At 44.5% G+C, this 25,622-nt stretch carries 21 protein-coding genes; 12 read left to right on the top strand and 9 right to left on the bottom strand.

From position 1 onward, the window contains the following. Positions 1–44 precede the first annotated feature (44 nt). Together AB4371_RS21875 and AB4371_RS21870 are read right to left on the bottom strand one after the other, a co-directional pair. Positions 45–1,208, bottom strand: a complete 1,164-nt coding sequence (locus AB4371_RS21875; RefSeq protein WP_017029485.1) for a dipeptidase — start codon at positions 1,206–1,208, stop codon at positions 45–47. Positions 1,209–1,546: 338 nt separating this feature from the next. Then, a complete protein-coding gene (locus tag AB4371_RS21870; RefSeq protein ID WP_102393107.1) occupies positions 1,547–3,100 on the bottom strand; it encodes an amidohydrolase family protein in 1,554 nt (517 codons plus the stop codon). A gap of 282 nt (positions 3,101–3,382) precedes the next feature. On the opposite strand from AB4371_RS21870, the gene AB4371_RS21865 reads away from it, so the two are divergent. Continuing rightward, positions 3,383–4,225 carry a hypothetical protein gene (locus AB4371_RS21865; RefSeq protein WP_017062424.1) on the top strand — a complete coding sequence of 281 codons (843 nt, stop codon included), beginning with the start codon at positions 3,383–3,385 and terminating at the stop codon, positions 4,223–4,225. A 774-nt stretch (positions 4,226–4,999) separates the two neighbouring features. Here AB4371_RS21865 and AB4371_RS21860 read toward each other — a convergent pair. Together AB4371_RS21860 and AB4371_RS21855 are read right to left on the bottom strand one after the other, a co-directional pair. Next, on the bottom strand, positions 5,000–6,250 hold the full coding sequence (locus tag AB4371_RS21860) for an alpha/beta fold hydrolase (RefSeq protein WP_102393106.1): 1,251 nt from the start codon (positions 6,248–6,250) through the stop codon (positions 5,000–5,002). Between the two features lie 159 nt (positions 6,251–6,409). Next, positions 6,410–7,672, bottom strand: a complete 1,263-nt coding sequence (locus tag AB4371_RS21855) for an amidohydrolase family protein (protein WP_372128335.1) — start codon at positions 7,670–7,672, stop codon at positions 6,410–6,412. Positions 7,673–7,974: 302 nt separating this feature from the next. On the opposite strand from AB4371_RS21855, the gene AB4371_RS21850 reads away from it, so the two are divergent. After that, positions 7,975–8,463: a hypothetical protein gene (locus tag AB4371_RS21850; protein WP_102393108.1), complete on the top strand. Its 489-nt coding sequence runs from the start codon at positions 7,975–7,977 to the stop codon at positions 8,461–8,463. Positions 8,464–8,562: 99 nt separating this feature from the next. On the opposite strand, the gene AB4371_RS21845 is transcribed toward AB4371_RS21850, so the two are convergent. Continuing rightward, entirely contained in the window at positions 8,563–10,311 is a 1,749-nt protein-coding gene (locus AB4371_RS21845; RefSeq protein WP_372128334.1) for an amidohydrolase, read from the bottom strand. Between the two features lie 320 nt (positions 10,312–10,631). On the opposite strand from AB4371_RS21845, the gene AB4371_RS21840 reads away from it, so the two are divergent. Then, complete coding sequence (locus AB4371_RS21840; protein ID WP_372128333.1) at positions 10,632–11,150, top strand: lipocalin family protein; 519 nt, start codon at positions 10,632–10,634, stop codon at positions 11,148–11,150. Positions 11,151–11,258: 108 nt separating this feature from the next. Then, positions 11,259–11,786 carry a cytochrome b gene (locus AB4371_RS21835; RefSeq protein WP_102429134.1) on the top strand — a complete coding sequence of 176 codons (528 nt, stop codon included), beginning with the start codon at positions 11,259–11,261 and terminating at the stop codon, positions 11,784–11,786. A gap of 84 nt (positions 11,787–11,870) precedes the next feature. Here the strand turns inward: AB4371_RS21835 and AB4371_RS21830 are convergent, their stop codons facing one another. Further along, positions 11,871–12,245 (bottom strand): hypothetical protein, encoded by a 375-nt coding sequence (locus AB4371_RS21830; RefSeq protein WP_372128332.1) that lies wholly within the window; start codon positions 12,243–12,245, stop codon positions 11,871–11,873. Between the two features lie 94 nt (positions 12,246–12,339). Next, positions 12,340–12,645 carry a monooxygenase gene (locus AB4371_RS21825; protein ID WP_372128331.1) on the bottom strand — a complete coding sequence of 102 codons (306 nt, stop codon included), beginning with the start codon at positions 12,643–12,645 and terminating at the stop codon, positions 12,340–12,342. A gap of 148 nt (positions 12,646–12,793) precedes the next feature. Here AB4371_RS21825 and AB4371_RS21820 point away from each other — a divergent pair, with 148 nt between their 5' ends. After that, positions 12,794–13,705: a LysR family transcriptional regulator gene (locus AB4371_RS21820; protein ID WP_372150654.1), complete on the top strand. Its 912-nt coding sequence runs from the start codon at positions 12,794–12,796 to the stop codon at positions 13,703–13,705. Between the two features lie 43 nt (positions 13,706–13,748). Here AB4371_RS21820 and AB4371_RS21815 read toward each other — a convergent pair whose 3' ends face one another. Next, the gene (locus AB4371_RS21815) at positions 13,749–14,363 is read right to left on the bottom strand and encodes a TetR/AcrR family transcriptional regulator (RefSeq protein ID WP_108208886.1); all 615 of its coding nucleotides are present in this window, start codon (positions 14,361–14,363) and stop codon (positions 13,749–13,751) included. Between the two features lie 236 nt (positions 14,364–14,599). Here AB4371_RS21815 and AB4371_RS21810 point away from each other — a divergent pair, with 236 nt between their 5' ends. From AB4371_RS21810 to cyoE, 7 genes are all read left to right on the top strand, one after another. Then, complete coding sequence (locus AB4371_RS21810) at positions 14,600–15,715, top strand: efflux RND transporter periplasmic adaptor subunit (protein WP_372128329.1); 1,116 nt, start codon at positions 14,600–14,602, stop codon at positions 15,713–15,715. An 8-nt stretch (positions 15,716–15,723) separates the two neighbouring features. Next, entirely contained in the window at positions 15,724–18,822 is a 3,099-nt protein-coding gene (locus AB4371_RS21805) for an efflux RND transporter permease subunit (protein WP_372128328.1), read from the top strand. A gap of 749 nt (positions 18,823–19,571) precedes the next feature. Beyond that, the gene (gene cyoA, locus AB4371_RS21800) at positions 19,572–20,468 is read left to right on the top strand and encodes a ubiquinol oxidase subunit II (RefSeq protein WP_372128327.1); all 897 of its coding nucleotides are present in this window, start codon (positions 19,572–19,574) and stop codon (positions 20,466–20,468) included. 5 nt (positions 20,469–20,473) lie between these two features. After that, on the top strand, positions 20,474–22,546 hold the full coding sequence (cyoB, locus tag AB4371_RS21795) for a cytochrome o ubiquinol oxidase subunit I (protein ID WP_372128326.1): 2,073 nt from the start codon (positions 20,474–20,476) through the stop codon (positions 22,544–22,546). Then, complete coding sequence (cyoC, locus tag AB4371_RS21790) at positions 22,536–23,153, top strand: cytochrome o ubiquinol oxidase subunit III (RefSeq protein ID WP_243655931.1); 618 nt, start codon at positions 22,536–22,538, stop codon at positions 23,151–23,153. The genes cyoB and cyoC overlap by 11 nt, the downstream gene beginning before the upstream one ends. Continuing rightward, positions 23,153–23,464 carry a cytochrome o ubiquinol oxidase subunit IV gene (cyoD, locus tag AB4371_RS21785; protein WP_016786088.1) on the top strand — a complete coding sequence of 104 codons (312 nt, stop codon included), beginning with the start codon at positions 23,153–23,155 and terminating at the stop codon, positions 23,462–23,464. Before cyoC ends, cyoD begins: the two co-directional genes overlap by 1 nt. Before the next feature lie 8 nt (positions 23,465–23,472). Further along, positions 23,473–24,342 carry a heme o synthase gene (gene cyoE, locus AB4371_RS21780; RefSeq protein ID WP_016800920.1) on the top strand — a complete coding sequence of 290 codons (870 nt, stop codon included), beginning with the start codon at positions 23,473–23,475 and terminating at the stop codon, positions 24,340–24,342. A 135-nt stretch (positions 24,343–24,477) separates the two neighbouring features. Here the strand turns inward: cyoE and lepB are convergent, their stop codons facing one another. Further along, positions 24,478–25,125, bottom strand: a complete 648-nt coding sequence (gene lepB / locus AB4371_RS21775) for a signal peptidase I (protein WP_102393152.1) — start codon at positions 25,123–25,125, stop codon at positions 24,478–24,480. Positions 25,126–25,622: the final 497 nt, after the last annotated feature.

The following is a 25,622-nucleotide window of genomic DNA, read 5'->3' as shown; positions in this document are numbered from 1 at the left end:
AAAGATCAACACGCCCTAATTATTGAGTAAATTTAATAAACTTCTTATACCCAGACTTGATCAAATACTCGGTACATGTTGCCACCTAAGAACTTGCTGCAGTCTTCTTCTGAGTATCCATTTTCAAGCATGGTATCAATTAGAGCTGCAACAATTTGATATGGTGCTGGGGTAGGAAACCCTTTTGCTCCTACAGCGGCACTATAGCCACCATCAGGGAATACGTTCTGCCCCATTGGTGTTTGAATAATAGACGCTGTAAAATTGATGTTCGGGATATAGTCTGAACCGAAGCCAACGTGGTCTATACCGACTAAGTTGACCATATAATCAATATGTCGAAATAATTGTTCAGTCGTCAATATATCTGGGTTAGATGTATCCATAAAGGCAGCCACCATATTTATTGAGCAAACCCCACCGGTTGCCGCAACACCTTTAATCACAGCGTCAGAAAGGCTTCTCTGATAATCGGCAATGGCTTTCGCACCTGAATGCGAAGAAATGACAGGTTGGCTACTGCGTTCAATCGCATCTAAGGAGGTTCGTTCGCCAGTATGGCTTACATCAACAGGCATACCGTATCGGTTATAAGCGTCGACAAGTTTTTTTCCATATTCAGTTAGACCACGGTTCTCAATTTCGAAGCAGCCATCACCCACATCATTACGTTGATTATATGCCAATAAACAGTAACCATAGCCCATCTCACGCCATAGTCCTACGCGATCAACATCACCACCAAATATTTGAGTACCTTGGTGAGTGAAGTAAATACCCAATTTGTTTTGTTTTACCGCTTCATCAATATCTTTGGTAGTGCGGATCATCATATAGTCGTCTGGGCGTTCTTTCATTTTGCTTAGGTAGAACTGAGCGCCTTTCATAATGCCTTCAACCGAGGCATCTAACGAGTCTGCGGAAGGACATGCTGCTAGTACCTTGAATCCAGCGGCTTTGCACTTGTCCATTTCATCATGGAATTCTGGTGCTTCAGGTGAAGACCATTGAGAGGGCCAAAGACCGGAAAAAAGGCTGTCAATAGCCATAGAATCTCGAACAATTTTTTTTGCACGTTCAGATGCAGGATATTTGTGTGTTCGTTGAGGGATTTTTGAATAATCTTTTATTTCAAATTCTGGTAATTTTGGTGCACCTGACTTTGTCGCTTTATCATTACTTGGTTCGATTTCAGATTTGTTGTCCATATTTGAAATTTTCCTTAACAGTGTTAGCTTCTATAAAATATAAATATGTTGGAAGTTTGGAAGTAAAGATAGGTACGGATTTATATCAAACGGAGTGTTAAGCCCTTTGTACGCACCTTTTTATGCACCTTTTTTATAAATAAACTACGCCCAATGACATGATAAAAACGTGATTTATGTCGAATATTTTTGGCAAATCTATCTAAATGTTACCTCAATTAGAAAATTCATTTAAAAGTATTATATGTGACACTTTAAGAAATTATCGAAGAGGTGAGATAAAAAAGCGATACCTGAGTATCGCTTTCTATAGTCTGATTTATCATTGATTAGGTGAATTAACGTCGAATGGCTTCGCCTGCTTTAACGTCTGTATCTAGTTGTGTGTTGTTGACAACGATTTTGCCGTTAACCAATAACCAATGTACGCCTACGGCTGGGTGGTTAGGATCTTGGTAGGTGCCCACATCAGCGATAGTTTCTGGGTCGAATACCACGATATCTGCGTCCATATTAGTTTGGATTCGTCCTTTATTTTTCATTTGAGGGACAAAATCTTCTATTAATTGAGCTGGCATCAGTGTCATTTTACGTAGTGCTTCCGTCATCGTTAACAAGCCGCGCTCACGAACATAGACTCTGAGTACTTTAGCAAAGGTGCCATTTGATCTAGGATGAGAGAATAGATCTTTTGGTAATGGCCACTCGTCACCTGCATAATTTTCAATGTGGCCGTCTTCGTCCATATGCATCCAGAACATTTCGTCAGATTCAATCAACACATTAGGATTTAGAATCGAAGCGTCTAATAGAGCAAGATCTTTAGGGTTTTGCTCGTCTAGGAAGTGCCAGACAATAAAGGTACCAGGTTTATTTTCTTGGTAGTCTTTCAACTGTTCTTCTGTCATACGTTCTTTACCTAGCTGAAAGTTTTCAGCGGTTGAACCCATACGTTCCCGCCAGCCTTCACCAGAAAACATGGCTGCGCCAACGACAGTACTTGCTGCGCCCCAAGGGTAAGCGCCCACAGTAACATTGATTCCTTGTTCTTGAGCCTTATTGACCATAGGTAAGATGGTTTCGATATCTTTTAATGAAGTACTGTTAATATGACAAAAGTGCATATGAGCGCCAGTGATAGCGGCATTGCCCACTAATTCTTTAACGGCTTCAAACGAGCTTTGTGGCTCGGCATTGCTGGCATAGCGAACGTGAGTATAGGTTGCTACGTCTCTTTCTGCGGCTAATTCAGCCAATGCATAATATTCTTTTTGACCATGGCCCGGTGCATAGCCAGCGTTAATCCCGATACCTAGGCCACCTTCATCAAGGCCTTGCTCAATCAGCTTGATGATTTTACTTTCTTGCTCAGGTGTTGCTATATCCATCTTCCAATCATTACGTGATTGAGCTTTTTGGAAATAGCCAACGGTCGCTTCGGGTTCCGTCTCACTAAATGTAGCAATACGAGCGTAAGTCCAACCAGCTGCTGCACCATAGTTTAATGGTAAGCCTTTTTCAGCTTGTCCTGCATACCAGTCACTGATAGGTAGAACACCAGATTCGAGTTCCAGCATAGTGGTAACGCCTTGCATCGCCTGCATTCTGTAGTCACCAATGTTTTGACCATGAGCGTGGACGTCGATGAATCCAGGGGCAACAACTTTACCTGTAGCGTCAATAGTTTTATCCCCAGAAATACTATCGGTCGTTATTGCTGTGATCTTATTATCTTTGATCCCGACATTAACAACAGAATCGAAATTTGTTTCAGGGTCGATAACTCTGCCGTTCAAAATTACAACATCATAATTAGCGGCGATAACAAGTGGTGACATAAGGCCAAAGCCGACGATCGTAGCCTTTTTAATGAATGATTCTAGTGGTTTCATAATTTTATCCCGTGTGTGTGAGATGAACTATAAGTGTTACGTGTCAAAAATCTTAGACCAATAATTTCACGCTATCTACCTGATCCTCATCTTTGCTCATTGATAAGACAAATCTAACGTGACAAGAGAAAGTGACTCAAAAACAATCACTTTTACGCTCATCTCACCCACAGCTATTGACTTTGCCGCTCCAGAGCTGCCCTTCTCTATAAAGGCAACTTTGACAAAATAATCCTTCATAGCTAAACGTTTATGTACCAACGTTTTCGTCAGGGAAAAAAAATGCCAAACCTTAAATTACGAAGTTTAAGCGCGATATTCTTCTTTGCTGTCACTCTTCCCATCGTAGTGTTAGCCGACGAGGGGCAAGATGTAGAGGAGGTAGCTAAAGAGCTAGCCAACCCAAACACAACGCTTGGCTCGATGTCCTTTAACTTGGATTGGACGAACTATCAAGGCGACTTAAATTCAGCGAACAGTCAGAACGGGTATCGCTTGAGCTTTCAACCTGTTCTCCCTGTGCCAATTGCAGAGCGAACCAACTTATTTATCAGACCAAATATACCTTTAATATTTGACCAACCCTATTACAAGGGCGATAGATTTGAAAATTCAGATGCAGGTCTCGGTGATATCGGCTTTGATGTGGCCGTTGGTCATACCTTTGAGAGCGGCATGATTGTCGTGGGGGGGATAGTGGGTACACTGCCCACCGCAACAAGCGATGAACTGGGTAACGATCAATTCTTACTCGGTCCAGAGTTTGCCTTAGCCTACGTACAAAGCTGGGGGGTTATCGGGGCGTTAATTACCCATCAATGGAACGCTGGCGGAAGCAATGACGCCGACGCGAGTATTACTGGTGGACAGTACTTCTATACCGCGAATCTAGACGATGGATGGCAAATTCAAGCGCAACCAACTTGGAGCTATAATCACGAAGCGAGCAGTGGAAATAAATTGTCATTCCCTATTGGTATTGGGTTCGCTAAGACGACTCTCATTGGTGGCAAACCCATCAAGTTTGGTCTTCAATACTGGAACTACATTGAAAGCCCTGACGCGTTTGGGATAGAGCATCAACTTCGACTGGTCATCACACCTGTTGTTGCTCTTCCTTGGTGATAACAGGTCGCAGGATAAAATTAGACATAAAAAAACCGCAGCGAACTGCTGCGGTCTTAAATTTGGCGGTGAGTGAGGAATCCGACTTATTTATTTAAGATGCTGATATATATCCATAAAAAAACTCGCAAAGAGAGCGGTAATACTTATGGTAATACTTTTAACCAAGTGTCAAATTCATAAGTTACTGCATAAATTTTTAGGCTAAGGCAACTATACTTTATCCTAACATACTTAACCTGCTTACAACCGCCAGCTAGTAATTCAGTCTATTTCAACATAAGTATAATAGCTTCTTCAACGGCATCAGTTAGGTATTTCCAACGGTGCTGCAATAGCCATGCAGGCTAAGACCCCCGATACACGGTTACTCACTTTAATCCCTTTCCGCACAGAATCTCTGAGCCTTAAGAAGGTTCTGGGCAAATCCGTGTTAGTCCTACTAAAAATCCCCTCCTAGCCTCCCCTTAATCAGTATCTACAATCCATTGTGGTTCGTAGAAAGGGGAGGAACTGAATACAGATCGTTACATGTGCAGTTACACATTCAGCGCTAAAGAAGGTTCTCCCCCTCGGTCGTCAATCTAGAGGGGGGATAAACTTAATTGGAGGGGGAGTTAGAGGGGGTGGGTGTTCGAAATCAGCCCGAACGCACAGGATATCAATGCTCTCAATTCAGAAAAACATTACGCTTCACCCAAAAGATTGGAATGCCTAAGCGTTCCAATTTTAATATCTGATTTACCTACGCCGCCTAGTGCACCGAATCATAAATCAATGTGCTTCTTCAGCTCTTAACCAAAACTCGGACAGGTCTTCAAAAAGGTCATCGTTATCTAAGATGCTCAAATGGGTTTCGTTGTAGCCGAGGATTTGTGACGCGTGGAGTTGGGCTGGGCGCGACAATTGGCTTGATAAATTGATCACACCATCGTTGCTGTTGGTATTAAATAGGTCGCCCGAGTTATAACCAAAGGCTAAAAAGTGGGGAATATGAATCTTACTGCTGTCAATTAATAAGTCAGCGATAAATTTCCCGTCTGGATTTAAATCAACCCATGCCGGCATTACTACGGGAGAGTACTCGACCCCTTGTTTAGCAGACTCGACACCACCAAACGGCGAAGATATGGTGGCTACGCTGCTTACAAAATCGCATAGCTGCCCAATACGGCACTGGCGAAGACTGTTGGTGGCGACAAGCCCGCCCATACTATGTGCCACAACATGTAATTGTTGGATTTTGTATTCCGTTAACACCGTGTGCATGAGGTTATTCAGGCCTTTGGAGTTCAAAGCCAGAGACAAGCCTGAAGGATAGTTAAAGACCCAGATCTGATATTTAGATTGGTCGACTTTTTCAATCAGTGGGGCAAAATTTAACGCAGTGGCGTTGATGCCATGCACAAACAAGATCGGGATTTTGTTTGGGTCGAACTCTGACAGAAAGTAGAGCCCAGCGTTATCTTCGAGCAAAAAGGTCAGCGGCTGCCACATGCCGAGTTTGCCATTTTTTCTGTCAAAAGGTGGAGCTTCCAAGCTCACGACTGTGCCTATGTCGATCAAATCCAATTCGATTTTTAACAGTGAAGATAGTGAACGATCAACAAACGCTCTTGGGGCTTCACTCTCATTAACCGTTAGTGAGACTTCTATTGTTGGTCTGTCTTGGTGATCACGTAGGTTGATTACACTGAAAGCTTCATCGGCTTGTAGGGTAAGATCTTGATTCTTATCTTCAAAGATAAGTAGATAGTGGATGTTATTTGATACATGTAAGTGAATACTGTCACTGTCGATGATGCCATCGTAGCCATCAACCTCGCTTTTGTTGATGTCTTTGATTTGTTCAATCACCACGGCAGAACCGGAGGCTGGTTGATTCAAGGTAATCATGTATTGATTGGTAATGGAGTCGATAGCTTCTATCTCATTAGATAGGTTTCTAAAGTTACCGCACCCTGACAGCAGTGAACTGAGTAATAGCACTGTGCTGATTAGGCGTGCAGTAAGTAATAGCTTCATTCTAATTTCATCCTTAAATAAACTCGTTCCATCATTGAATCAATAGTCTGTGCTTAATAGTAGCAATAAAACAACGCTTAACAAAAAGGCAGGCAAGCGACGAAAAAGTTCGCTTGCCTGCCTTTGAGTTTTAGGTACTCAGTGAGTGAGTATTGAACGCTAAAGCGTGTTTTTATACACTTTGCCGTCTTTCATGATCAGTTTCTGTGTATCGGTGTTAGCAACACATGCCACGCCTTCTAGTGGGTTACCGTCGATGATCAGTAGGTCGGCATACGCGCCTGCAACGATTTGGCCTAGCTTGCCTTGCTGGTAAGGGTGTTGGTAAGTCGACATCTCGAATAAACGCCCACAGTTTGATGTCGCCATGCGAAGTGCCGTGATGGTATCGAATACTTGCTCAATCGCACCCAGTTCATTCAATTGTGTCGCATGCACGTTGGTTTCACCCACACAGTCAGTACCAAAAGCAATGTTCTGAATATCGTATTTCTTAATCAGTTCTGCTGATTTGAACATGGCTTTGCCTACGCGTTCTGTCTTGCGGTATGTCTCTTCGTTTGGTAACGGGATCTTACGCTCTGCAATCAATGAAGAGGTAAAGTAAGAAGGAATCACCCAAATGCCTTTCTCTTTAATGATCTCTGCAATATCGTCGTCCATGATGGTCGCATGTTCGAAAGACATCACGCCCGCTTCTGCCGCTCGGCGCATTGCATCGGAAGTGTGAATGTGCGCAGCAACATAAGTACCGTAATCTGAAGCGGCTTGTACCGCAGCTTTCATCTCGTCAGACGTAAATTGCAATGTGTCTAGCGGGTCAAAAGTTGATGATGCACCGCCACCAGCCATGATCTTGATTTGTGACGCGCCCATAAACAGTTGTTCACGTACCGCTTTCAATACTTCTGAACGGCCATCTGCCACTTTCATTGCGCCAAGCTTCATCATTGGCGAGTCTTCGTGCCCATTAGCCAAACGCTCTTGTGCTTGGTTTTGGCGGTAATCTGAGTGACCGCTGGTTTGTGAAATTGCCGCCATTGAAGGGAGAATTCGTGGGCCAGTTGCGTAGCCGTTATCGATACTTTTCTTAAGACCAAGCGTGTTACCTGCTACGTCACGAATGGTGGTAAAGCCGCGCATCAGCATCTCTTCTGAAATCTTTGCTGAGCGAATCGCTACTTCTTCACGTGTCATAGTATCAATCACATTGAAAGGCGCAGATAGCGTGATATGAACGTGGGCATCAATCAAGCCAGGCATTACTGTGCCACCTTGAGCATCAATAATTTCATCGGCTAACGTAGCGTCAACCTCACCAATTTGAGTGATCAAGTTGTCTTCAATAAGAATAGATACGTTCTCGATTAGGTTGTTATCAACACCGTTAAATACGTTCGCGTTAGTGATTAGCTTTTTCATAGTCTGCACCTTTTGGAAATGAGTGTGTGTCGCTGATGGAGCCATCATAGGCGGTGCAGTATTTTTAAAATTGCCATTTGGTGACAAGCAGTGACGAGACTTATCTTTTCGCACTTTTCTATATTTTTGAGTTTTGCTGTATAGAGGAAAGAGAATTATTGGTACAGAAAATGATCAACCAATAAAGATTAACAATTTTGAATGGAAAGGGGATGATGTCACCAAATGGTAAGTTTTGTTCTGATTCGAACGCTAAGATGTATTTCAAATCGAGGCTACTTATCAAATTAAAGAGAGACAACATGACTAATTCAGACAAAGTTTACGGATTCAATACACCACAACGTCTATTCGTAGGTTACACGTTAGCTGTGCTGGTGGACCTAGTGGTTCTTAACTTCTTTGATGAGTACTGGGACTTTGTGAATATCGAGTCTTTCACTATCTCTTTGATAGCGGCATTGTTGCTTCAGCTACTATTGAAGCTTTCTATTGGCTTAGAACATAAGATTGCTGAGCACTTTAAAAGCAAGCCGGGTACTGCACCTAAGGTTTACCGAGCAATCACCACTTACATTATCTTGGTGGGCTCAAAATTCGTGATGCTAGAAGCGATTAACCTTCTGTTCGGAGATAAGGTGAGTTTTACAGGACCTTGGGGCGGCGTGGTTGCTTTCTTCGCTGTGGTATTTACGATTCTGGTTGCTGAAGTGATTGTATCGAAGATCTACTTTGCTCTGGATGACAAACAAGATTCACATGTGAAAGCGCTTAAAGAGACCAACGCGTAACAGAACTAAAATACAGATGTGAATAACAGACGAGCCAGTTGAATAAGCTGGCTCGTTTTCGTTTGAGTTGCGATAACCAATTCGATACGCGAATTGGCTCTATTTTTCGTAAACCACGTTCCCGCGTAACACCGTCATCAACACCTGAGTTTTGGCGATTTGTCTTGCTGACACTGTGGTGATGTCGCGGTCGAGAATGGCGAAGTCAGCGGATTTTCCTACCTCAATAGAACCTGTTACGTCTTCAATCCCAAGACTTTTGGCGGCATTGAGCGTGTAAGCGTCGATGGCGGTATAGATATCGGTTAGGCCGGTTTTGCCCATGATTAAGCTGTTCGCGATGCCGACCAATGGGTTGATGTCGTGTACGTTCCAATCACTGCTTAAGGTGATATTGGCGTCGGTCTTGAGTATTGCATCGAGGTTCATCATGGCTTTGGCACGGCGAGCACCAAGGAAAGCTTCGGCCCATTGGTGTTGATGCCTTGCAACGTAATCAGAGCCAACTTGGAAATCTGCAGTTACATCTAACTGGCGAAAGCGTGGCACATCTTCATCATTGATTAATTCGACATGGGTTAGGGTGTAGGGTTTGGTTGAACCTTGTTTGCGAATACTTTCTATCGCATCAAGAGATTCACGAACCGCTCCATCACCAATCGCATGAATGTGGGCGCTAAAGCCGATTTTCTCGAGCGCAGTTAACCATTCTTTAATTTGTTCTGGCGGAATATAGTTCAAGCCATTAGGAGACTGGGGTAGATAAGTATCTAAGTAGGGCGCGAGTGTTTTGGCGGTGCCATTGATAAAGATGCCATCACTGTACATTTTCACCTGATCGACAAGTAACAGATGGCTTTTATCGTCGGAATGCATTTTCTCAAAGACTTCTAATTGAGAAGACATCACCATCGATGGGTACACCCAAGGGCGTAGCGATACTCGCGCCGTTAAGTCTTGATTTTGCTCGGCCTCTAGCCAAACGTCATACCAACCTCGTTTCCAATACATGCGACCGTCGCCAATGGTGGTGATGCCGTGGGTTGCCGCTTCCTCAAGCCCGAACATTAAGCCTTGGTAGCTTTGCTCAAACAGTTCACTTTGGCTATTCCAAGCCATCTCCATCACTTGATCGCCAGCATTGTCTAGCAAGATGCCATTGAGCTTGCTGCTGTCTTGGTCTTTTAAATAAACACCGCCTTGTGGGTCTGGAGATTGTTGGCTGATTCGAGCGATTTTTAGTGCTTTTGAGTTGACCCACATCGAGTGTGAAGTCTGCTCCATAAGCACCACGGGGCGATTAGGGAAGACACTGTCGATGATCTCTAGTGGCGTGTAGTCAGAGTCGCTATCGAGCGTCGCTTCCAAAGAAAAACCATAGCCCATAAGCCAACCTCTGCCATCGGTATCAGCATTGATCTTACACGCTTCTAAGTAGGGGATTTGCTCTTCTAACGTTGCTTCAGAGTCGAGTTCACAATTGCCACCCAGCTCTGAGGCGGCTTCAAACACATGGTTATGGTTGTCAATGAACCCCGGCAAGACAAAGGCATTGTCTAGATCAATGACATCAGTGCTTTGCCCTTGAAAAGTTTGCGCCTGTGATTGGTTACCGATAAAGATGATCTTGCCTTTGTGGGTAACGATCGAGTCTGACTCGCGATGCCCATATATATCTGCATTGGTAAAAATTTGGTCAGCACTTTGGCTTTTAACAGTTGTTTGCGCTTGAACTGCTGTTTGTGTTTGAACAATAGTGTTGGCTTGTGCAAGCACCGGCGCTACGGCCGATAAGCTTGCGAGTAATGCTATCCATGCAGTGCGTGACAGAGTGAGCTTGTTATTCATTATTATGTCTTCCATGTTCCACTGTTTAGTAAGTATAGAAAGCGAGTGGCCAGAATCATATCGTGAATTTTTAATAATAAAGTGTCCTTGATTGCTCTCTTGTTTGCATGTAATTCCAATATCTTTTGAGGTGGTTGTGGGAATACAGCTCATGAATAAAGGATTACGAATCCATTCGCAGACTAAACGATTCACATAAGGTTCTGAATAAATTACAGTTAAGTGAACTATAAAAATGGATTTAACGTATTACCAAGGATGTAAGTTTATGTTTTCACGAGACTTACTCGCATTACTAATAAAAACAAGTCGAGGTTAGGATGAAAAAAATATTATTGCTGCTTAGCGTGATCTTATTGGGTGGTTGTGTTGGCATGCCCGAAACGGTTAAGCCTGTTCAACAGTTTGAGTTGGAACGATACCTAGGGAAATGGTACGAAGTGGCTCGTTTGGATCACTCGTTTGAGCGCGGCTTAAGTAATGTGAGCGCTGAATACAGCCTGCGTGATGATGGTGGCGTGAAGGTGATTAACCGTGGATACTCTGCCGAAGAGGGTGAGTGGAACGAAGCGGAAGGAAAAGCGTACTTCGTTGAAGGCTCTGAACAAGGCTATTTGAAAGTGTCTTTCTTTGGCCCTTTCTACGGTGCTTATGTGGTGTTTGAATTGGACAAAGAGGGATACCAGTACGCGTTTGTTTCTGGCCCTGACACCGATTACTTATGGCTGCTTTCAAGAACACCAGAAGTTGCGCCAGAGGTGATGGAGAAGTTTAAAGCCATGTCGAAAGAGCGTGGCTTCAACACTGACAAGTTGATTTTTGTAGAGCACACAAAATAACGATTTCTGGCTTCTATTTGTCTTTACCTAACTTTACGTATTTACCCTATAAAACGTAATGATATTAGGCGAAAATAGCATCAAGTTTAGAGACATAAAGTGGTCATTATGAGTAATTCGTTATCGAAAAAGACTGTTGTTTTCCATTGGCTTACCGGTATTTTGTTCCTTGTCGTGTTTGTGATTGGACTTCAATTTGAAGGTATGCCGCGAGGCCCCGAAAAAGGTGAGTTGATGGGGCTACACAAATCGTTGGGTTTGATTGTTTTAGTTGTCGCACTTTCACGCTTGGTATTGCGTTTTAAAGAGGGCGCAATTGAGAGTGTTGCCGTATTGACGAGAGCACAAGAAATCGCAGCGAAAAGTGTTCACCACTTCTTATTGTTGGTGACGTTGGCGATGCCAATTTCTGGTGCTGTGATGAGTGTTGCTGGTGGGCGTGCATTAGACGTGTTCGGTTTCGAGCTTATCGCTGCTGGTGAAAAAACCGAATGGTTACAGTCTGCGGCTTCTTTTGTTCATGTCAATTCAGTGAACCTGATTATGGTGGCACTTGCTCTGCATGTATTAGGCGCATTGAAGCATCAGTTTGTCGATAAAGATGGCACGCTAAGTCGTATGCTTGGTCGCTCATAGCCTGACGTTAAAGTTAACGATTTAATACGAAAACACTCGGCATATACCGAGTGTTTTTTTGTTTGTGCTATCTGAACTCATTGGTTAAGCTTGCTTGCGAACCTGCAACACGCTCAGTATTGATAGAAACAGGAAGAACGCAGGATCACTCCAGCCAAAGCCAACAAAGATTCCTGTAAACGCTGCATACAGTGTGATGATGGCACCCAGCATATTGGTCACAACCAAACCTTGGATGAGCTTTTTGGCACTGACTCCGGGCTCAATATCTCGCAATAACCAGCTTATCGCGGCAATACCACCCCAAAAGATACTGGTGTGTTGAGAGAGAAAGTAAGCGTACTTATCATTAATTTCCACGCCGTACATGGGCCACATTACCGTTGGGATAAAAAACAGTGCGATGGCAAACCCTGCGTAAATAATGCCGTGTAGGCTAAGAAAAGTTTTGTTGTTCATTACGTATCTCTCTACTTATTACTTAGCGACTTAGCGACTTAGCGACTTAGCGATTCAGTATCTTTGTTGTCATTCAGCGAATGAACAAGTTTGATTAACCGTTGATTGGGCCTCTATTAATGGTAGTTAATGGCTGATTGACGTCAAAAATCACACCACGCACTTCCTCAACACCCATCTTTTTTAAGCGAGCAGCATGCATCGCCAGATAGGTTTCAGCACTCAGCTGATCTTCAAATAAGTAGACGCCGCCCCCCAGTTTTTCTGCTTCGTTCTCTGTCCAGATTTTCCAGATCATGCCCGGTTCGTTGTTAATAGACTTTGCTAGGTCAACGAGTGCGTTTGACATCTCTTCACCGAAAGGGCCTGAAAATTCAAAATCAACTTGTAGTAGTTTCATGGTGTTTCTCCGTTTAACAAATTCTGTTTAGCAAATAGGTGTTTAAGACAAACAAGCCATTCTCGTTTGTTGTTGAGACTTATATTACCTGTAAAAAACAGACAGAAAAGTTCATAATATTGCCATTAACTGTCAGGATTTTAGACCGATGAGATTAAAGACCACCCTAGACCAATGGCAAACGCTTTACGAAATTGACCGTGCAGGCAGCATTCAGGCGGCGGCAGTGCAATTGAATAAGAGCCATACCACGCTGATTTATGCTTTGAGAAAATTGGAGGATCAATTGGGTGTGTCTTTGGTGCAAGTTGAAGGGCGTCGGGCGGTGCTATCGGAAGATGGCAAATCATTGTTGCGCCGTGCAAGCAGCATGTTGGAACAGGCGAGAGAGTTGGAACTTATCAGTGAACAGCTGGCGAAAGGCGTTGAATCTGAAATCGTGGTCGCCGTGGATCATCTGTGTTGTCTTGAACGTTTATACAGACCGATGGCGCAATTTATGGCGGAGAACAGCACAACATCGATTCAAGTGCTGGAAACGTCGTTGTCTAAGACGACTGAAATGGTCACTCAAGAACTCGCCGACGTTGCCATTATCAACCTCCCTGTCACCAATCATTCTACTGAGGCTTTTGGTTTTACTATGATGGAGCCTGTTGTTGCGAGTTCACATCCGTTAGCAAGTGCTGCATCTGTGTCGTTGAATCAATTGTCATCTTTGCCACAAATTGTGGTGAGGGATTTAGGTGCACGATCCAGTCAAGGCACTAAAAGCCAAGGGAACAAACAGGATGTGGGCTGGTTGAAGTCGAGTCAGCGTATTACGGTGGATAATTTCGACCATGCGTTTGGCGCGGTAGAGCAGGGAGTCGGGTATTGTCGACTACCAAAGCACATTGTTGAAAGTCGAGGTAGCGACAAGCTCACTGTGTTGAATGTCGAAAATGGCAGTGGGTATCACGTTCCGCTGCACCTGACTTTACCAAAAGGAGCCAAGACAGGCCCTGCTGCTAAACGTTTCTATGAGTTACTTCTTGAGTCAGTTTCAAATGCGAGCTAACGGCGACATGAACCTTGAACGATTAACTAGAGGCCTCGAACGATTAACGAGGCTGATTGCCGTTTAAGAACAGCGCGACACATTCGCGAGTGTAGTGAAGTCTTTCTTCTTCAGATTCTCCGCTATCGTGTCCGAAGAATCCCCAATACACCGATTTGCCGTGAAACATCAGCAACAGTTGGCGTGCTGCAATGACTGGTGAGCTTGATGTCGACAGTGTGAGATCACCAGAGTCTATTTTCGACTGCAAATAATCAGCGAGTAATTTTGTGGTTTTCTGAGGGCCAGTTTCTAAATAGATAGAGGCGATCTCTGGATGCGTATTCGCTTGGCTAATGGCATTTTGAAAGGTTTGTCTAGATTGTTCATCAAGTAATAAATCCTGAAACTTCACACCAAACTTCACCAACTCATCACCCACCGCAGCATCCATATCAAAGGCTGCAGGACTGAGTTCTCGCTCCGCACACTTGGTTTGCATGCAGGTTTCGAAAAGTTCGTCTTTGTTTTTAAAGTGAGAGTAGACCGTTTGCTTGGAAACGTTCGCTGCTTTGGCTATCTGATCCATATTGATCTTGAAGCCATATTCAGAGAAAAGTTGGCTGGCTGCGGTTAAGATCTGCGATCTCTTCTGTTCACTCTTGATGATTTTAGTCACGTGCTTGCTTCTCGTTACTTAGTGTTGTCTCGTTACCTAGTTTGTCTCGTAGCTTGGTGCCTGTTGGTGCTCAGTTCTATGTGTCTCGTTTTACGCTAAGCATTATGCTTTTTGTGATGGTTTTATCAATCATTAACGATGAAACTTATTTTTAACACAGTCAAACTAGACAGTCTAGTTTGATTTGGTTAGTCTAAAAAAAGAACATAATTGAGTACCGCATAGGAACAGTACGTATGTATAAATTGATGAAGGGAAGCGCAGTGGCAGTGGCGTTGTCGGCTTTTCTTGTTGGATGTGGCGAAAAGGAACAAGCCCAAGAGTCGGTTGATTCAACCGCTGAAACGGCATCGAGCGTCCAAACTATTTTAACGGTGGAAACGATGGCCTTGGCGCTGTCTTCCTCTTATGCAGTACAACGCGAATATGTCGGTGTGGTTAAGGCGGGTCAGCAGGCCAATTTAGGTTTCGAGTTGGCCGGAAAAGTAAACGAGATTCTGGTGGATGTCGGTGACACAGTTACAACCGGTCAGCCGTTGATCAGACTGGATACCCAACTTTTGGAAACCGAGTCTAGCCAACTGAAAGCGCAGGCTGAAGAAGTCAAAGCTCAATTGAGTTTGGTGGCAGCGAACCTTAAACGTCAACGTTCATTGAAAGCGAAAGGCTTCAGTGCCGAAGCTGAGATTGATTCGTTAACCAGTGAGCAACGCGTATTGCAGGCGAACTTGCTGCGTATTGATGCCTCGGTAAAAGGCAATCAATTGAAGCTGGTGAAATCGACAGTTCGTGCGCCATATTCAGGGACCATCGCGACGCGCTTTGTTTCGCTCGGAGATGTGGTGAATGTGGGTAATCCAACTCTTACACTGCTCGCTTCTGAGGGCAAAGAGGCCTTCATCGGTATTCCTGCTCACCAAATGCAAAAAGTCACCTCACTTTCTTCGCCTAACATCCGAGTTGGGAGAACAGATTATGCCGTGGAGCTATTGAATCCCGGCGCAATGGTCGACACCCAATCTCGCAGTGTCGGTTTGCGTTACCTATTCCCTGAACAATCATCGGTATTGGAAGGGCAACTTGCCTATCTGAAATTTGACGAACAGATTGACGACCAAGGCTACTGGGTGCCATTAACGGGTTTGATTGATGGATTGCGCGGTGTGTGGAACATCTTTGTGATTGGTGAAGACAACAAAGTTGAGCGCCGAAGTGTTCAAGTGTTGTTTGCTAACAATCAACAAGCGTACGTGAGTGGGGCGATTGAAGACGGTGAACAAGTGATTGCCAGTGGTTTACATCGTTTAGTTCCCGGACAAACCGTGAAGCCAGCAAGCATTACTGCTGAATAGGAAATAGCATGAAAATCATAGAGACTATTTCCAACACTCGACTGCTTATCTTAATGACCGCACTGCTGATGGTGAGTGGTATTTCTGCGTTCATGACGTTACCACGTGCAGAAGATCCAGTAATCATCAACCGTTACGCGAACATTACTACCAGTTTCCCCGGCGCCAGTGCCGAGCGTGTTGAAACCTTAGTTACTGAGGTTATCGAGAACAAGCTGCGTGAGCTGAGTGAAGTTAAACTCGTGAGCTCAACCTCAAGGCCGGGCGTGTCTATTGTCACCTTAGAATTGAATGACACCATCACCGAGCCTGAGCCGGTTTGGTCTCAAGCTCGCGACAAGCTATCTGACATCGAATCCATTTTACCTGCGGGTTCTCATTCTCCCGATCTCGACAGTGACCACACCTACGCTTTTACCACGATTACTGCGCTGACTTGGTCTGGTGCCGGTGAGCCTGACAGGTTAACGCTGGGTCGTTATGCTAAAGAACTCGCTAAGCGACTAAGAACTTTGTCGGGTACTGAATTCGTTGATGAATACGGGATGCCACAAGAAGAGATTCAAATCAGTTTACGTACGGCAGATGCAGCGGCGTTAGGGCGCTCAAGTGCCAATATTGCTGAGTCGCTAGAAGGGGCAGACGCCAAGAACTCCGCCGGTGAGTTAGTGAGTGCTTATTCTCGCTTTGGCTTAGAAATTAAATCTGAACTCGATTCTATTGAACGCATTAAGCAAGTGCCAATCGCTACTGACAGCAAAGGTCACATCATCCGTATGGAAGACATTGCGTCTGTGAAACGTGGTGAGAAAACCCCACAAGACCAAATTGCGATCATTGACGGCGAGCCGGGCGTGATTGTCGCGGCAAGAATGCATCCTGATCTGCGAGTCGATAACTGGACGTCGCGAGCTAATGCTCTGATTGGTAAGTTTGAGCAAGAGTTACCAAGTAACGTTAAGGTGACGGTGCTCTTTAATCAGCAAGGTTATACCGAAACTCGCTTAGACGATTTAGGCAAAAGCTTGATGATCGGTTTTGGTCTGATCTTGATTGTGTTGTTTGTCACTTTAGGCGTGCGTGCCGCGATCTTAGTGGCCATTTCTCTGCCGTTAACCTCATTATTGACCCTGTCGATCATGAAAATGACCGGTGTACCGATTAACCAAATGTCGGTGACAGGCCTAATTGTGGCGCTCGGTATCATGGTTGATAACGCGGTGGTGATGGTCGATACCATTCAAGCTTATCGCTTGAAAGGGCAACAACGAGCAGAAGCGACCATGAATGCATTGAAGCATTTATGGGTGCCGTTATTAGGCTCAACTTTAACTACCGTGTTGGCGTTTGCCCCGATTATCTTGATGCCGGGTGCATCGGGTGAGTTCGTCGGTGGTATTGCGATTACCGTTTCTTTCTCATTGATCGGCTCTTACATCATCTCGCACACCTTAATCGCAGGCTTAGCGACCAAGCTATTGCCGAAACAACTCAGTGATGTCGATAAGAAAGGGCAGCACCATTGGTACATGACGGGTTTGAGAATCCCGGCTTTGACGCGCTGGTTCTCATCTTCTGTCCGCTTTGGTGTCACGCATCCAATCATCACGATTGCTTTGGTGTTGTTGGTTCCGTTTACCGGTTACTGGAGTATGTCTCAGCTGACTGAGCAATTCTTCCCGCCATCAGACCGAGACATGTTTGAGATCCAGGTGTACATGCCGCCGCAAGCGAGCATTTATGCCACTAAAAACACCTCTGAAAAAATCGACGATATCATTCATCGTTACCCTGAAGTGGAGCGTATCGATTGGCTCGTGGGTGCAAACTTCCCATCCTTCTATTACAACCTGCAAGCAAGGCAAAATAATGCGCCATACTTCTCGCAAGCCATGGTGAAAACAGAGAACTTTGACCAAGCCAATACGCTAATTCCACAGTTGCAAAAGGTGTTGGATGAAGAGGTGCCGGAAGCACAAATCTTGGTACGTAAGCTTAACCAAGGGCCTCCATTTACCGCGCCCGTTGAACTGCGAGTGTATGGTGAAAACCTCGATACGTTGAAAGCGATTGGTGAGGATGTGCGATTGATTTTGGCGGGTGTTCCTCATGTGACGCACACAAGGGAAACCCTGCAACCAGGTACTCCGAAGGTGTGGTTGAAGGTTGATGAAGACACCGCAAAGCTGAATGGTATTTCATTGAACCAGTTCGCAGGTATGCTGCAAACTACTCTGACAGGTCGTGAAAGTGGCTCTGTGATTGAAGGCAGTGAGTCGGTACCAATCCGTGTTCGTGTGGCAGATGAGGCGCGTGAAAACTTGGTTCACTTAAGCAATATTCGTCTGCCAATCAGTTCTGATGTCTACTCGACAGGTATTAACGTATCGACACTGGCCGAACTTGAACTGACCACAAGTCGCGGCGCGATTACTCGTCGTAACGGGCAGCGTGTGAATACCATTGAGGGCTACATTGAAGCGGGTGTCTTGCCTCAAACCGTGCTCAATGAATTCCAAAAACGCCTAGAAAACTATCAGATGCCATCAGGCTATACGATTGGTTTTGGTGGTGAATCTGCTGAACGAGATAATTCAGTCAACAGCCTCATCTCGAATGTCGCAGTCGTGGTGGTATTGATGGTTTTGGTGGTGGTGATGTCATTCAACTCGTTCCGAATGAGCAGCATCATCTTCATGGTAGCAGGATTGGCGGGTGGGCTAGGGTTGTTGTCGGTTTGGACTTTCGGTTATCCGTTTGGCTTTACGGTGATCATCGCGATGCTCGGCATTGCAGGTTTGGCGATCAACGCGGCCATTGTCATTCTGACCGAATTGAAGCTAGACAAGGAGGCTTCCTCTGGGAATGTTGATGCGGTCGTTGAGGCGGTGATGTCGTGTACTCGACATATCAGCTCGACCACGATTACGACGGTGGGGGGCTTTATGCCGTTGATCATCGCTGGCGGTGGTTTCTGGCCTCCGTTTGCGGTCGCGATTGTGGGCGGTACCGTATTAACCACGCTTATTTCATTCTACTTTGTGCCTGTGGTTTATCATTTGATGACTCGAAATCAGCGAAAATCCATGACTACTCAAGCGGCATAACTGTTTTTCGATTTAACGTCTCTTCAATTTGGCTACTCTTTAATTGCCCATAATCGAGCCGTATCTGGCTCGATTATGGTGTGGTTATTCTCGATAAATTCATCCCAATTCCTACCTTTTTGTTGTGCTTTTCACCGCTATTACGCCCTCAATTAGTCAAATTATCCTTTCTGTTAGTCATTATATTCTTTCAATTCGTCACATTAGTGCATCGATGAATGCTTGATTATCTTTTTGGTGAATGGGTGTGGGTTTTGAATAATCTAACCAGTGAATACCTTGTAAATGGTATGTGAATTTACAATTTTGACGGGCGTCACACTTCTATTTATTCGCTCTTTCTAATGTACCTTGAACTTGCCCCAAGCTTTGGTGGTGAGCGAGTGTTTATCTACTTTTTCTAAATCCCTTGTCAGTACTGGCTCCATCTGTGTAGCACGCTATTGATGTGTGTCTTAATCGCTTATTGCTTCTTAGTTTTCGTCTTCATAAATGGAAGGTTAGTTTCCAAGTTTGTTTGGTGAGCTTTCAATTTCAACTCTTCATAATGCGCCAAATGTAACAATGTATTTCAAAGTGTAACAATTAAGTCATGTTTTCTGTGTGGTTTTAACCCAGCAGTAACGAACCTTATTGCATTGCTTTTTGAGATGCGGCGTTTCACATGCTCAACACATAAATATTCTAATGATCATGACAACCAGTACTCAGACGTTCGTTCTGAGGCTGGATAACCATCGAGAAAGTTAATGGAAGCTTCAAGATATAAACGCATTTTATCGAGGACAAATTTGTCGAAGATTGGTTTGCTGGGAACCGTTCTGATGCTCGAAGGATGTAACTCCGCATTGCTCGACCCAAAAGGTAGCGTTGGCGTTCAGGAAAAAGAGCTGATTATCACGGCTCTGTTGCTGATGTTGATTGTCGTCATCCCAGTGATTCTGATGACCATCTACTTTGCTTACCGATACCGCGAGAGCAATACCACGGAAGAGTATGCACCTGACTGGGCACACTCAACCAAGATTGAAGTGGTGGTATGGACGATTCCAATCATCATCATCGCGATTCTAGCCACCATCACTTGGCGAACAACACACGAATTAGAGCCATCAAAGCCTCTGGAAAGTGATGTGCAACCTATGGTGATCGAAGTGGTCTCTCTGGACTGGAAGTGGCTGTTCATCTATCCGGAGCAAAACATTGCGACGGTTAACTATGTTGCGTTCCCGAAAGATGTACCGGTGACGTTTAAGCTAACTTCAGACAACATCATGAACGCGTTCTTTATCCCGCGTCTTGGTTCGCAGATCTACGCGATGCCGGGAATGGTGACCAAGTTGAATTTGATTGCAAACCACGAAGGTGACTTCAAAGGCTTTGCATCGAACTACAGTGGCAAAGGGTTCTCACAGATGAAATTCACCGCATCAGCTCTGCCTGATCAAGTGGCGTTTTTAAACTGGGTGGAGAAAGTGAAAGCAAGTCCTGATCGTATTGAAGATTGGGAGCAGTTCCGTTCATTGGCCGCGCCAAGTGTGGCTGAACCTGTGACGCTGTTTTCTAGTATCCCACCATTTTTATTCACTGATGTCGTGACCCAGCACCCTGGTTCAATGAACTGTCTGCCGGAAACCCAAGGATAATCGTCATGTTTGGAAGATTAACTCTAGACTCAATTCCCTACCACGAACCCATTATTTTGATCACCTTAACCATGATCGCTTTAGTGGGTAGTTTAGTGGTGTATGCGGTAACAAAAGCCGGTAAGTGGCAATACCTTTGGAATGAATGGTTTACGTCTGTAGACCACAAAAAACTAGGCTTCATGTACATTGCGGTCGCGATGGTGATGTTAGTTCGTGGCTTTGCCGATGCGGTCATGATGCGCAGTCAGCAATTGCTTTCTGCAGCTGGTGAGACTGGCTATTTACCGCCACATCACTACGACCAAATCTTCACGGCTCACGGCGTGATCATGATTTTCTTCGTAGCGATGCCTCTGGTTATCGGTTTGATGAACATCATCGTGCCGTTGCAAATCGGTGCTCGTGATGTTGCATTCCCTTACTTGAATAACCTGAGCTTCTGGCTGTTTGTGGTGGGTATTATCCTAACCAATATGTCACTGGGCTTAGGTGAGTTTGGCCGTACGGGTTGGTTGGCGTATCCGCCGCTTTCCGGCATTGAGGCAAGCCCGGGTGTGGGTGTCGATTATTGGATATGGGCGCTGCAAATATCCGGTGTGGGTACTACGCTAACGGGTGTGAACTTCTTTGCGACCATTTTGCGCATGCGTACTCCGTCTATGCCAATGATGAAGATGCCAGTATTCACTTGGGCATCTCTGTGTGCCAACATCCTGATCGTCATCTCTTTCCCAATCCTAACGGTAACCATCGCGCTTCTGACGTTGGATAGATACATCGGCACGCACTTCTTCACCAACGACCTTGGTGGCAACGTGATGATGTATGTGAATCTGATTTGGGCATGGGGACACCCTGAGGTGTACATCCTAATCTTGCCTATCTTCGGTGTGTTCTCTGAAGTGACTGCAACCTTCTCTCGCAAAAAACTGTTTGGTTATACCTCACTGATATGGGCGACGGTGGCTATCACTATTTTAGCGTTTGTGGTTTGGCTGCATCACTTCTTCACCATGGGTTCTGGCGCCAATGTGAATGCCTTCTTCGGCATCGCGACCATGATTATCTCCATCCCGACTGGGGTTAAGATCTTCAACTGGCTATTCACCATGTACAAAGGTCGTATCCGCTTCACCACACCAATGATGTGGACGGTCGGTTTCCTTATCACCTTCACTGTTGGTGGTATGACAGGCGTATTGATGGCGGTTCCGGGTGCGGATTTCATCCTGCATAACTCGGTATTCCTGATTGCTCACTTCCACAACGTGATCATCGGCGGCGTTGTCTTCGGTTGTTTTGCAGCGATTGGTTACTGGTTCCCGAAAGCGACCGGCTTCACTCTGAACGAGCTTTGGGGCAAACGCGCATTCTATTGCTGGATCATCGGTTTTTTGATGGCGTTCTTGCCGCTTTACGCTCTTGGTTTTATGGGCATGACGCGTCGTTTGAGCCAAGACATTAACCCTGAGTTCTTCCCACTACTGGCGGTTGCGGCTGCAGGTACGGGCGTGATTGCGATGGGTGTGGTATGTCAGTTCGTGCAGATTTACGTGAGTGTTCGTGACCGCGACCAAAACCGAGATCTAACCGGTGACCCTTGGGGCGGACGTACCTTTGAATGGGCAACGTCTTCACCACCGCCGTTCTACAACTTTGCAAAATTGCCTAAGGGCGATGAACTAGACGCGTTCTGGTACCAAAAGCAAAGTGGTGAGTTTGATCCAACTCAGGAAGAAGAATACGAACGTATTCATATGCCGAAGAACACACCGACAGGCATTTATGTGTCTGCATGGGCGTTGGCATTTGGCTTCGCAATGATTTGGTACATCTGGTGGTTGGCAGCTGCAAGCTTAGTGGGCATCGTGGTGACGTGTATTCAACACAGCTACAACGACGATGTGGATTACTACGTGGAAGTTGAAGAGATCAAAGCGATTGAAGCAGCTCGACGTGCACAGCTTGAAGAAGCGAAGAAACAGTCAGTGAAAAGCGACAACTCAGGTCGCGGTAATAGTGACAGTGATAACAACGAAAACAAAGATGATTTGGAGACGACGTATGCAAGCTAATACTCCGTCACACACTTATGATCTTGCACACTCGCATGATCACCACCACGAAGCTGCGGGCAACAAGTTGTTTGGCTTCTGGGTTTACTTGATGAGTGACTGTGTCCTGTTTGCCACGCTTTTCGCGACGTATGCCGTGCTTGAGAGTGGTTCAATCGCAGGGCCGACAGGCAAAGACATCTTTGAACTGCCATTCGTGTTTGTCGAAACCATGATGCTGCTGTTCAGTAGTATCACCTTTGGCTTTGGCATGATTGCAATGAAGCGCAAAGACGTGTCCGGATTGAAGCGATGGATCAAAGTTACTTTCGTATTGGGCTTAGCCTTTATCTGTATGGAAGTGTATGAGTTCCACCACTTGATTGCAGAAGGCTATGGTCCTCAAGAGAGTGCGTTCCTTTCTGCGTTCTTTACCTTGGTTGGTACACACGGTTTACACGTAACGTTCGGTCTTATTTGGATGGCGGTGGCGTATCACCAGCTTTCAACCAAAGGCCTGAACGACAACATGTCGATGCGTTTCCAGTGCTTGAGCTTGTTCTGGCACTTCCTTGATATCGTTTGGATTTGTGTATTTACTATCGTGTACTTAATGGGGGTGATGTAATGGAACAGCATCTAGATAGCGGTGCAACGGATTACGTGAAAGGCTTTATTGCGTCACTGATTCTAACCATTATTCCGTTCTACATCGTGTGGGCACATGCGCTGCCAAGCACTGAAACTTACGTGATCTTGTTCGGCTGTGCGCTTGTACAAATCTTTGTGCACTTTAAGTACTTCTTGCATATGGAAGCGAAATCTTCCGATGGGCGTTGGAACTTGGTGTCACTGATGTTTACCGCCATTGTTGTATTGATCCTTATCGCTGGCTCGGTATGGATCATCTACAACATGAACGTCAACATGAAGCTGTAGGCTAGGGTATGCTGAAAAGTTATTTGTCTATTACCAAACCGGGCATCATTTTCGGCAACCTGATTTCTGTTGCGGCGGGGTTCTTCCTCGCCGCAAAAACAGAACCAGCCAGTGCGATGTTGTTACTGACGACTTTAGCGGGTGTAGGGCTTGTGATTGCATCAGGTTGCGTGGTGAACAACATCTTTGATCGAGATATCGACCAGAAAATGAAACGTACCCAGAACCGTGAATTGGTTCAGGGCAATATCAACACAGACGTCGCATTTATCTATGCGTTAGTTATGTTGTTGGCAGGCACAGCGTTGCTGTTTCAATTTGTTAATCCGATGTCTGCGGTTGTGGTGTTGCTTGGCTATGTGTTTTACGTCTTTTTCTACACCATGTGGTACAAGCGTAATTCGGTTTACGGCACCTTAGTTGGCAGTATCTCTGGTGCAGTTCCGCCATTAGTTGGTTACCTTGGTGTGACGAATTACTTGAGCTTAGAAGCGGTTTTGCTGTTCATCATGTTCTGCTTATGGCAAATGCCACACTCGTATGCGATTGCGATGTTCCGCATTCAGGATTACCGCGATGCAGGCATTCCTGTTTTACCGGTGAAAGAGGGCGTTGATAAAGCACATCAGCACATGAAAGCTTATGTGGTGGCGTTTGGTGCGGTTGCTCTGGGGTTATTTTTACTCGGAGAGGCGGGTTATGAATACCTAGCCGTGTCGGCAGCCGTTTGCTTTATGTGGACCAAAGTGACGTTCCGTAAGGTTGATTGTCTTAACTACATCCAGTGGTCAAAGACAGTCTTCAAGGTCTCTCTGCTGGTGGTGATGAGCATCAGTGGTGTGCTAGGACTGGAGTTGATTCCGTTGCACTTTCTGTAAGCCTATATAAATAATAAAGGTAACGTGGGATACCCCGCGTTACCTATTATTAATAGACAGCTACTATCGTTATTTATAATCTAAAAATTAGCTATTGAAGTTAGCCCGGTTAATTTACATCTGTCATCACAATGTTTAACAATTTCTGTTGAGGATGTTGTAATCAGATGAGCTTCTTAAATTACAATTTAACTTACGGCTACCGTTTGCTACGTTGAGTATCACTTTGTTATAGATACCGTTAACATTATTAATGTCTGCATATCCGAAACTATCAAAGGTTGAATCATAGGAGTGATCACGATTATCACCTAATACCATTATTTTACCTTCTGGAACGTGCCAAGTAAGATTACTTTTTAATAATTTTGATTTTTCTTTCGAATACCTTACATTATAATCGTGAAGACCAACTTTCTCGTTTATATATATGTAACCATCTTCTTTATTCGTTATTCCATGAGATGCCTTTATACCATTGATATAAAGTTTTCCCATATCTAACATAACAGTATCACCTGGTATACCAATCACTCTTTTTCTGAATGAGATGTTTTCAGAACGGTGTTTTGGAGGGTGCAGGAACCGAATGACATCACCGTGTTCAGGATTGTATCTACCCAAACGAACACCATTGACCATAGTCCAGTACTTACCTTCAAAAGTAGGCGCCATACTTGCTCCAGTGTTGGCGTTGATTGAGTTAGAGAAGTAGTAACATAGTATGAAAATCCAGAATGTTAGCGAAGTTGATGCCGAGATTACCCATTTAATGATCTTCATGTTGAACCCTACGGCTGCAATACTTCTCGGCCAATAATGTTACGCTATAGTTTGCAAAAACAAATGAGCCATAAGTCAGCACCAATACAGCAATTATTTCAAGAACATCGTTGAATCCACCATTAAACAAGTTCTTACATAAGAAGTAGTAAAGGAAGACACTAAGACTAATGAAAGTAATTGTTGTCACCAATAGTGACCATTCTAATTTTGATAAGTTTTTGTTCATTACAATTAAACCATAAATAGAAATATGATGGGTAAAACAAGTAATCGGCTTATTAATTTAAATGGTCGATACCAATAAAATGGAAGACGATGTGTAATGCTAGTCGATTTATAGTTGAGACGATAAAGTTCATCAACAAAAATCTGTAATAATTTTTTAACCACGGATAAGCCTAATTTATTATTTTAGTGTGTAGATTGTGGCAGTAAAATCTGACGTTTTTTGTCTAAAACTGGAAATTAGTTAAAATATTTTTTAAATTTAATTT

Origin of the sequence: Vibrio sp. 10N.261.51.A3, from assembly GCF_041471965.1 — a bacterium.
GTDB classification, from domain to species: Bacteria; Pseudomonadota; Gammaproteobacteria; order Enterobacterales; family Vibrionaceae; genus Vibrio; species Vibrio crassostreae_C.
The sequence above is the reverse complement of the archived record's forward strand: the minus strand, read 5'-3'. Positions and strand labels throughout refer to the sequence as shown.

Coding starts and splice junctions, on each gene's coding strand:
- AB4371_RS21875 (WP_017029485.1), bottom strand. CDS start 1,208: ATGGACAACAAATCTGAAATCGAACCAAGTAATGATAAAGCGACAAAG.
- AB4371_RS21870 (WP_102393107.1), bottom strand. CDS start 3,100: ATGAAACCACTAGAATCATTCATTAAAAAGGCTACGATCGTCGGCTTT.
- AB4371_RS21865 (WP_017062424.1), top strand. CDS start 3,383: ATGCCAAACCTTAAATTACGAAGTTTAAGCGCGATATTCTTCTTTGCT.
- AB4371_RS21860 (WP_102393106.1), bottom strand. CDS start 6,250: ATGAAGCTATTACTTACTGCACGCCTAATCAGCACAGTGCTATTACTC.
- AB4371_RS21855 (WP_372128335.1), bottom strand. CDS start 7,672: ATGAAAAAGCTAATCACTAACGCGAACGTATTTAACGGTGTTGATAAC.
- AB4371_RS21850 (WP_102393108.1), top strand. CDS start 7,975: ATGACTAATTCAGACAAAGTTTACGGATTCAATACACCACAACGTCTA.
- AB4371_RS21845 (WP_372128334.1), bottom strand. CDS start 10,311: ATGAATAACAAGCTCACTCTGTCACGCACTGCATGGATAGCATTACTC.
- AB4371_RS21840 (WP_372128333.1), top strand. CDS start 10,632: ATGAAAAAAATATTATTGCTGCTTAGCGTGATCTTATTGGGTGGTTGT.
- AB4371_RS21835 (WP_102429134.1), top strand. CDS start 11,259: ATGAGTAATTCGTTATCGAAAAAGACTGTTGTTTTCCATTGGCTTACC.
- AB4371_RS21830 (WP_372128332.1), bottom strand. CDS start 12,245: ATGAACAACAAAACTTTTCTTAGCCTACACGGCATTATTTACGCAGGG.
- AB4371_RS21825 (WP_372128331.1), bottom strand. CDS start 12,645: ATGAAACTACTACAAGTTGATTTTGAATTTTCAGGCCCTTTCGGTGAA.
- AB4371_RS21820 (WP_372150654.1), top strand. CDS start 12,794: ATGAGATTAAAGACCACCCTAGACCAATGGCAAACGCTTTACGAAATT.
- AB4371_RS21810 (WP_372128329.1), top strand. CDS start 14,600: ATGTATAAATTGATGAAGGGAAGCGCAGTGGCAGTGGCGTTGTCGGCT.
- AB4371_RS21805 (WP_372128328.1), top strand. CDS start 15,724: ATGAAAATCATAGAGACTATTTCCAACACTCGACTGCTTATCTTAATG.
- cyoA (WP_372128327.1), top strand. CDS start 19,572: ATGGAAGCTTCAAGATATAAACGCATTTTATCGAGGACAAATTTGTCG.
- cyoB (WP_372128326.1), top strand. CDS start 20,474: ATGTTTGGAAGATTAACTCTAGACTCAATTCCCTACCACGAACCCATT.
- cyoC (WP_243655931.1), top strand. CDS start 22,536: ATGCAAGCTAATACTCCGTCACACACTTATGATCTTGCACACTCGCAT.
- cyoD (WP_016786088.1), top strand. CDS start 23,153: ATGGAACAGCATCTAGATAGCGGTGCAACGGATTACGTGAAAGGCTTT.
- cyoE (WP_016800920.1), top strand. CDS start 23,473: ATGCTGAAAAGTTATTTGTCTATTACCAAACCGGGCATCATTTTCGGC.
- lepB (WP_102393152.1), bottom strand. CDS start 25,125: ATGAAGATCATTAAATGGGTAATCTCGGCATCAACTTCGCTAACATTC.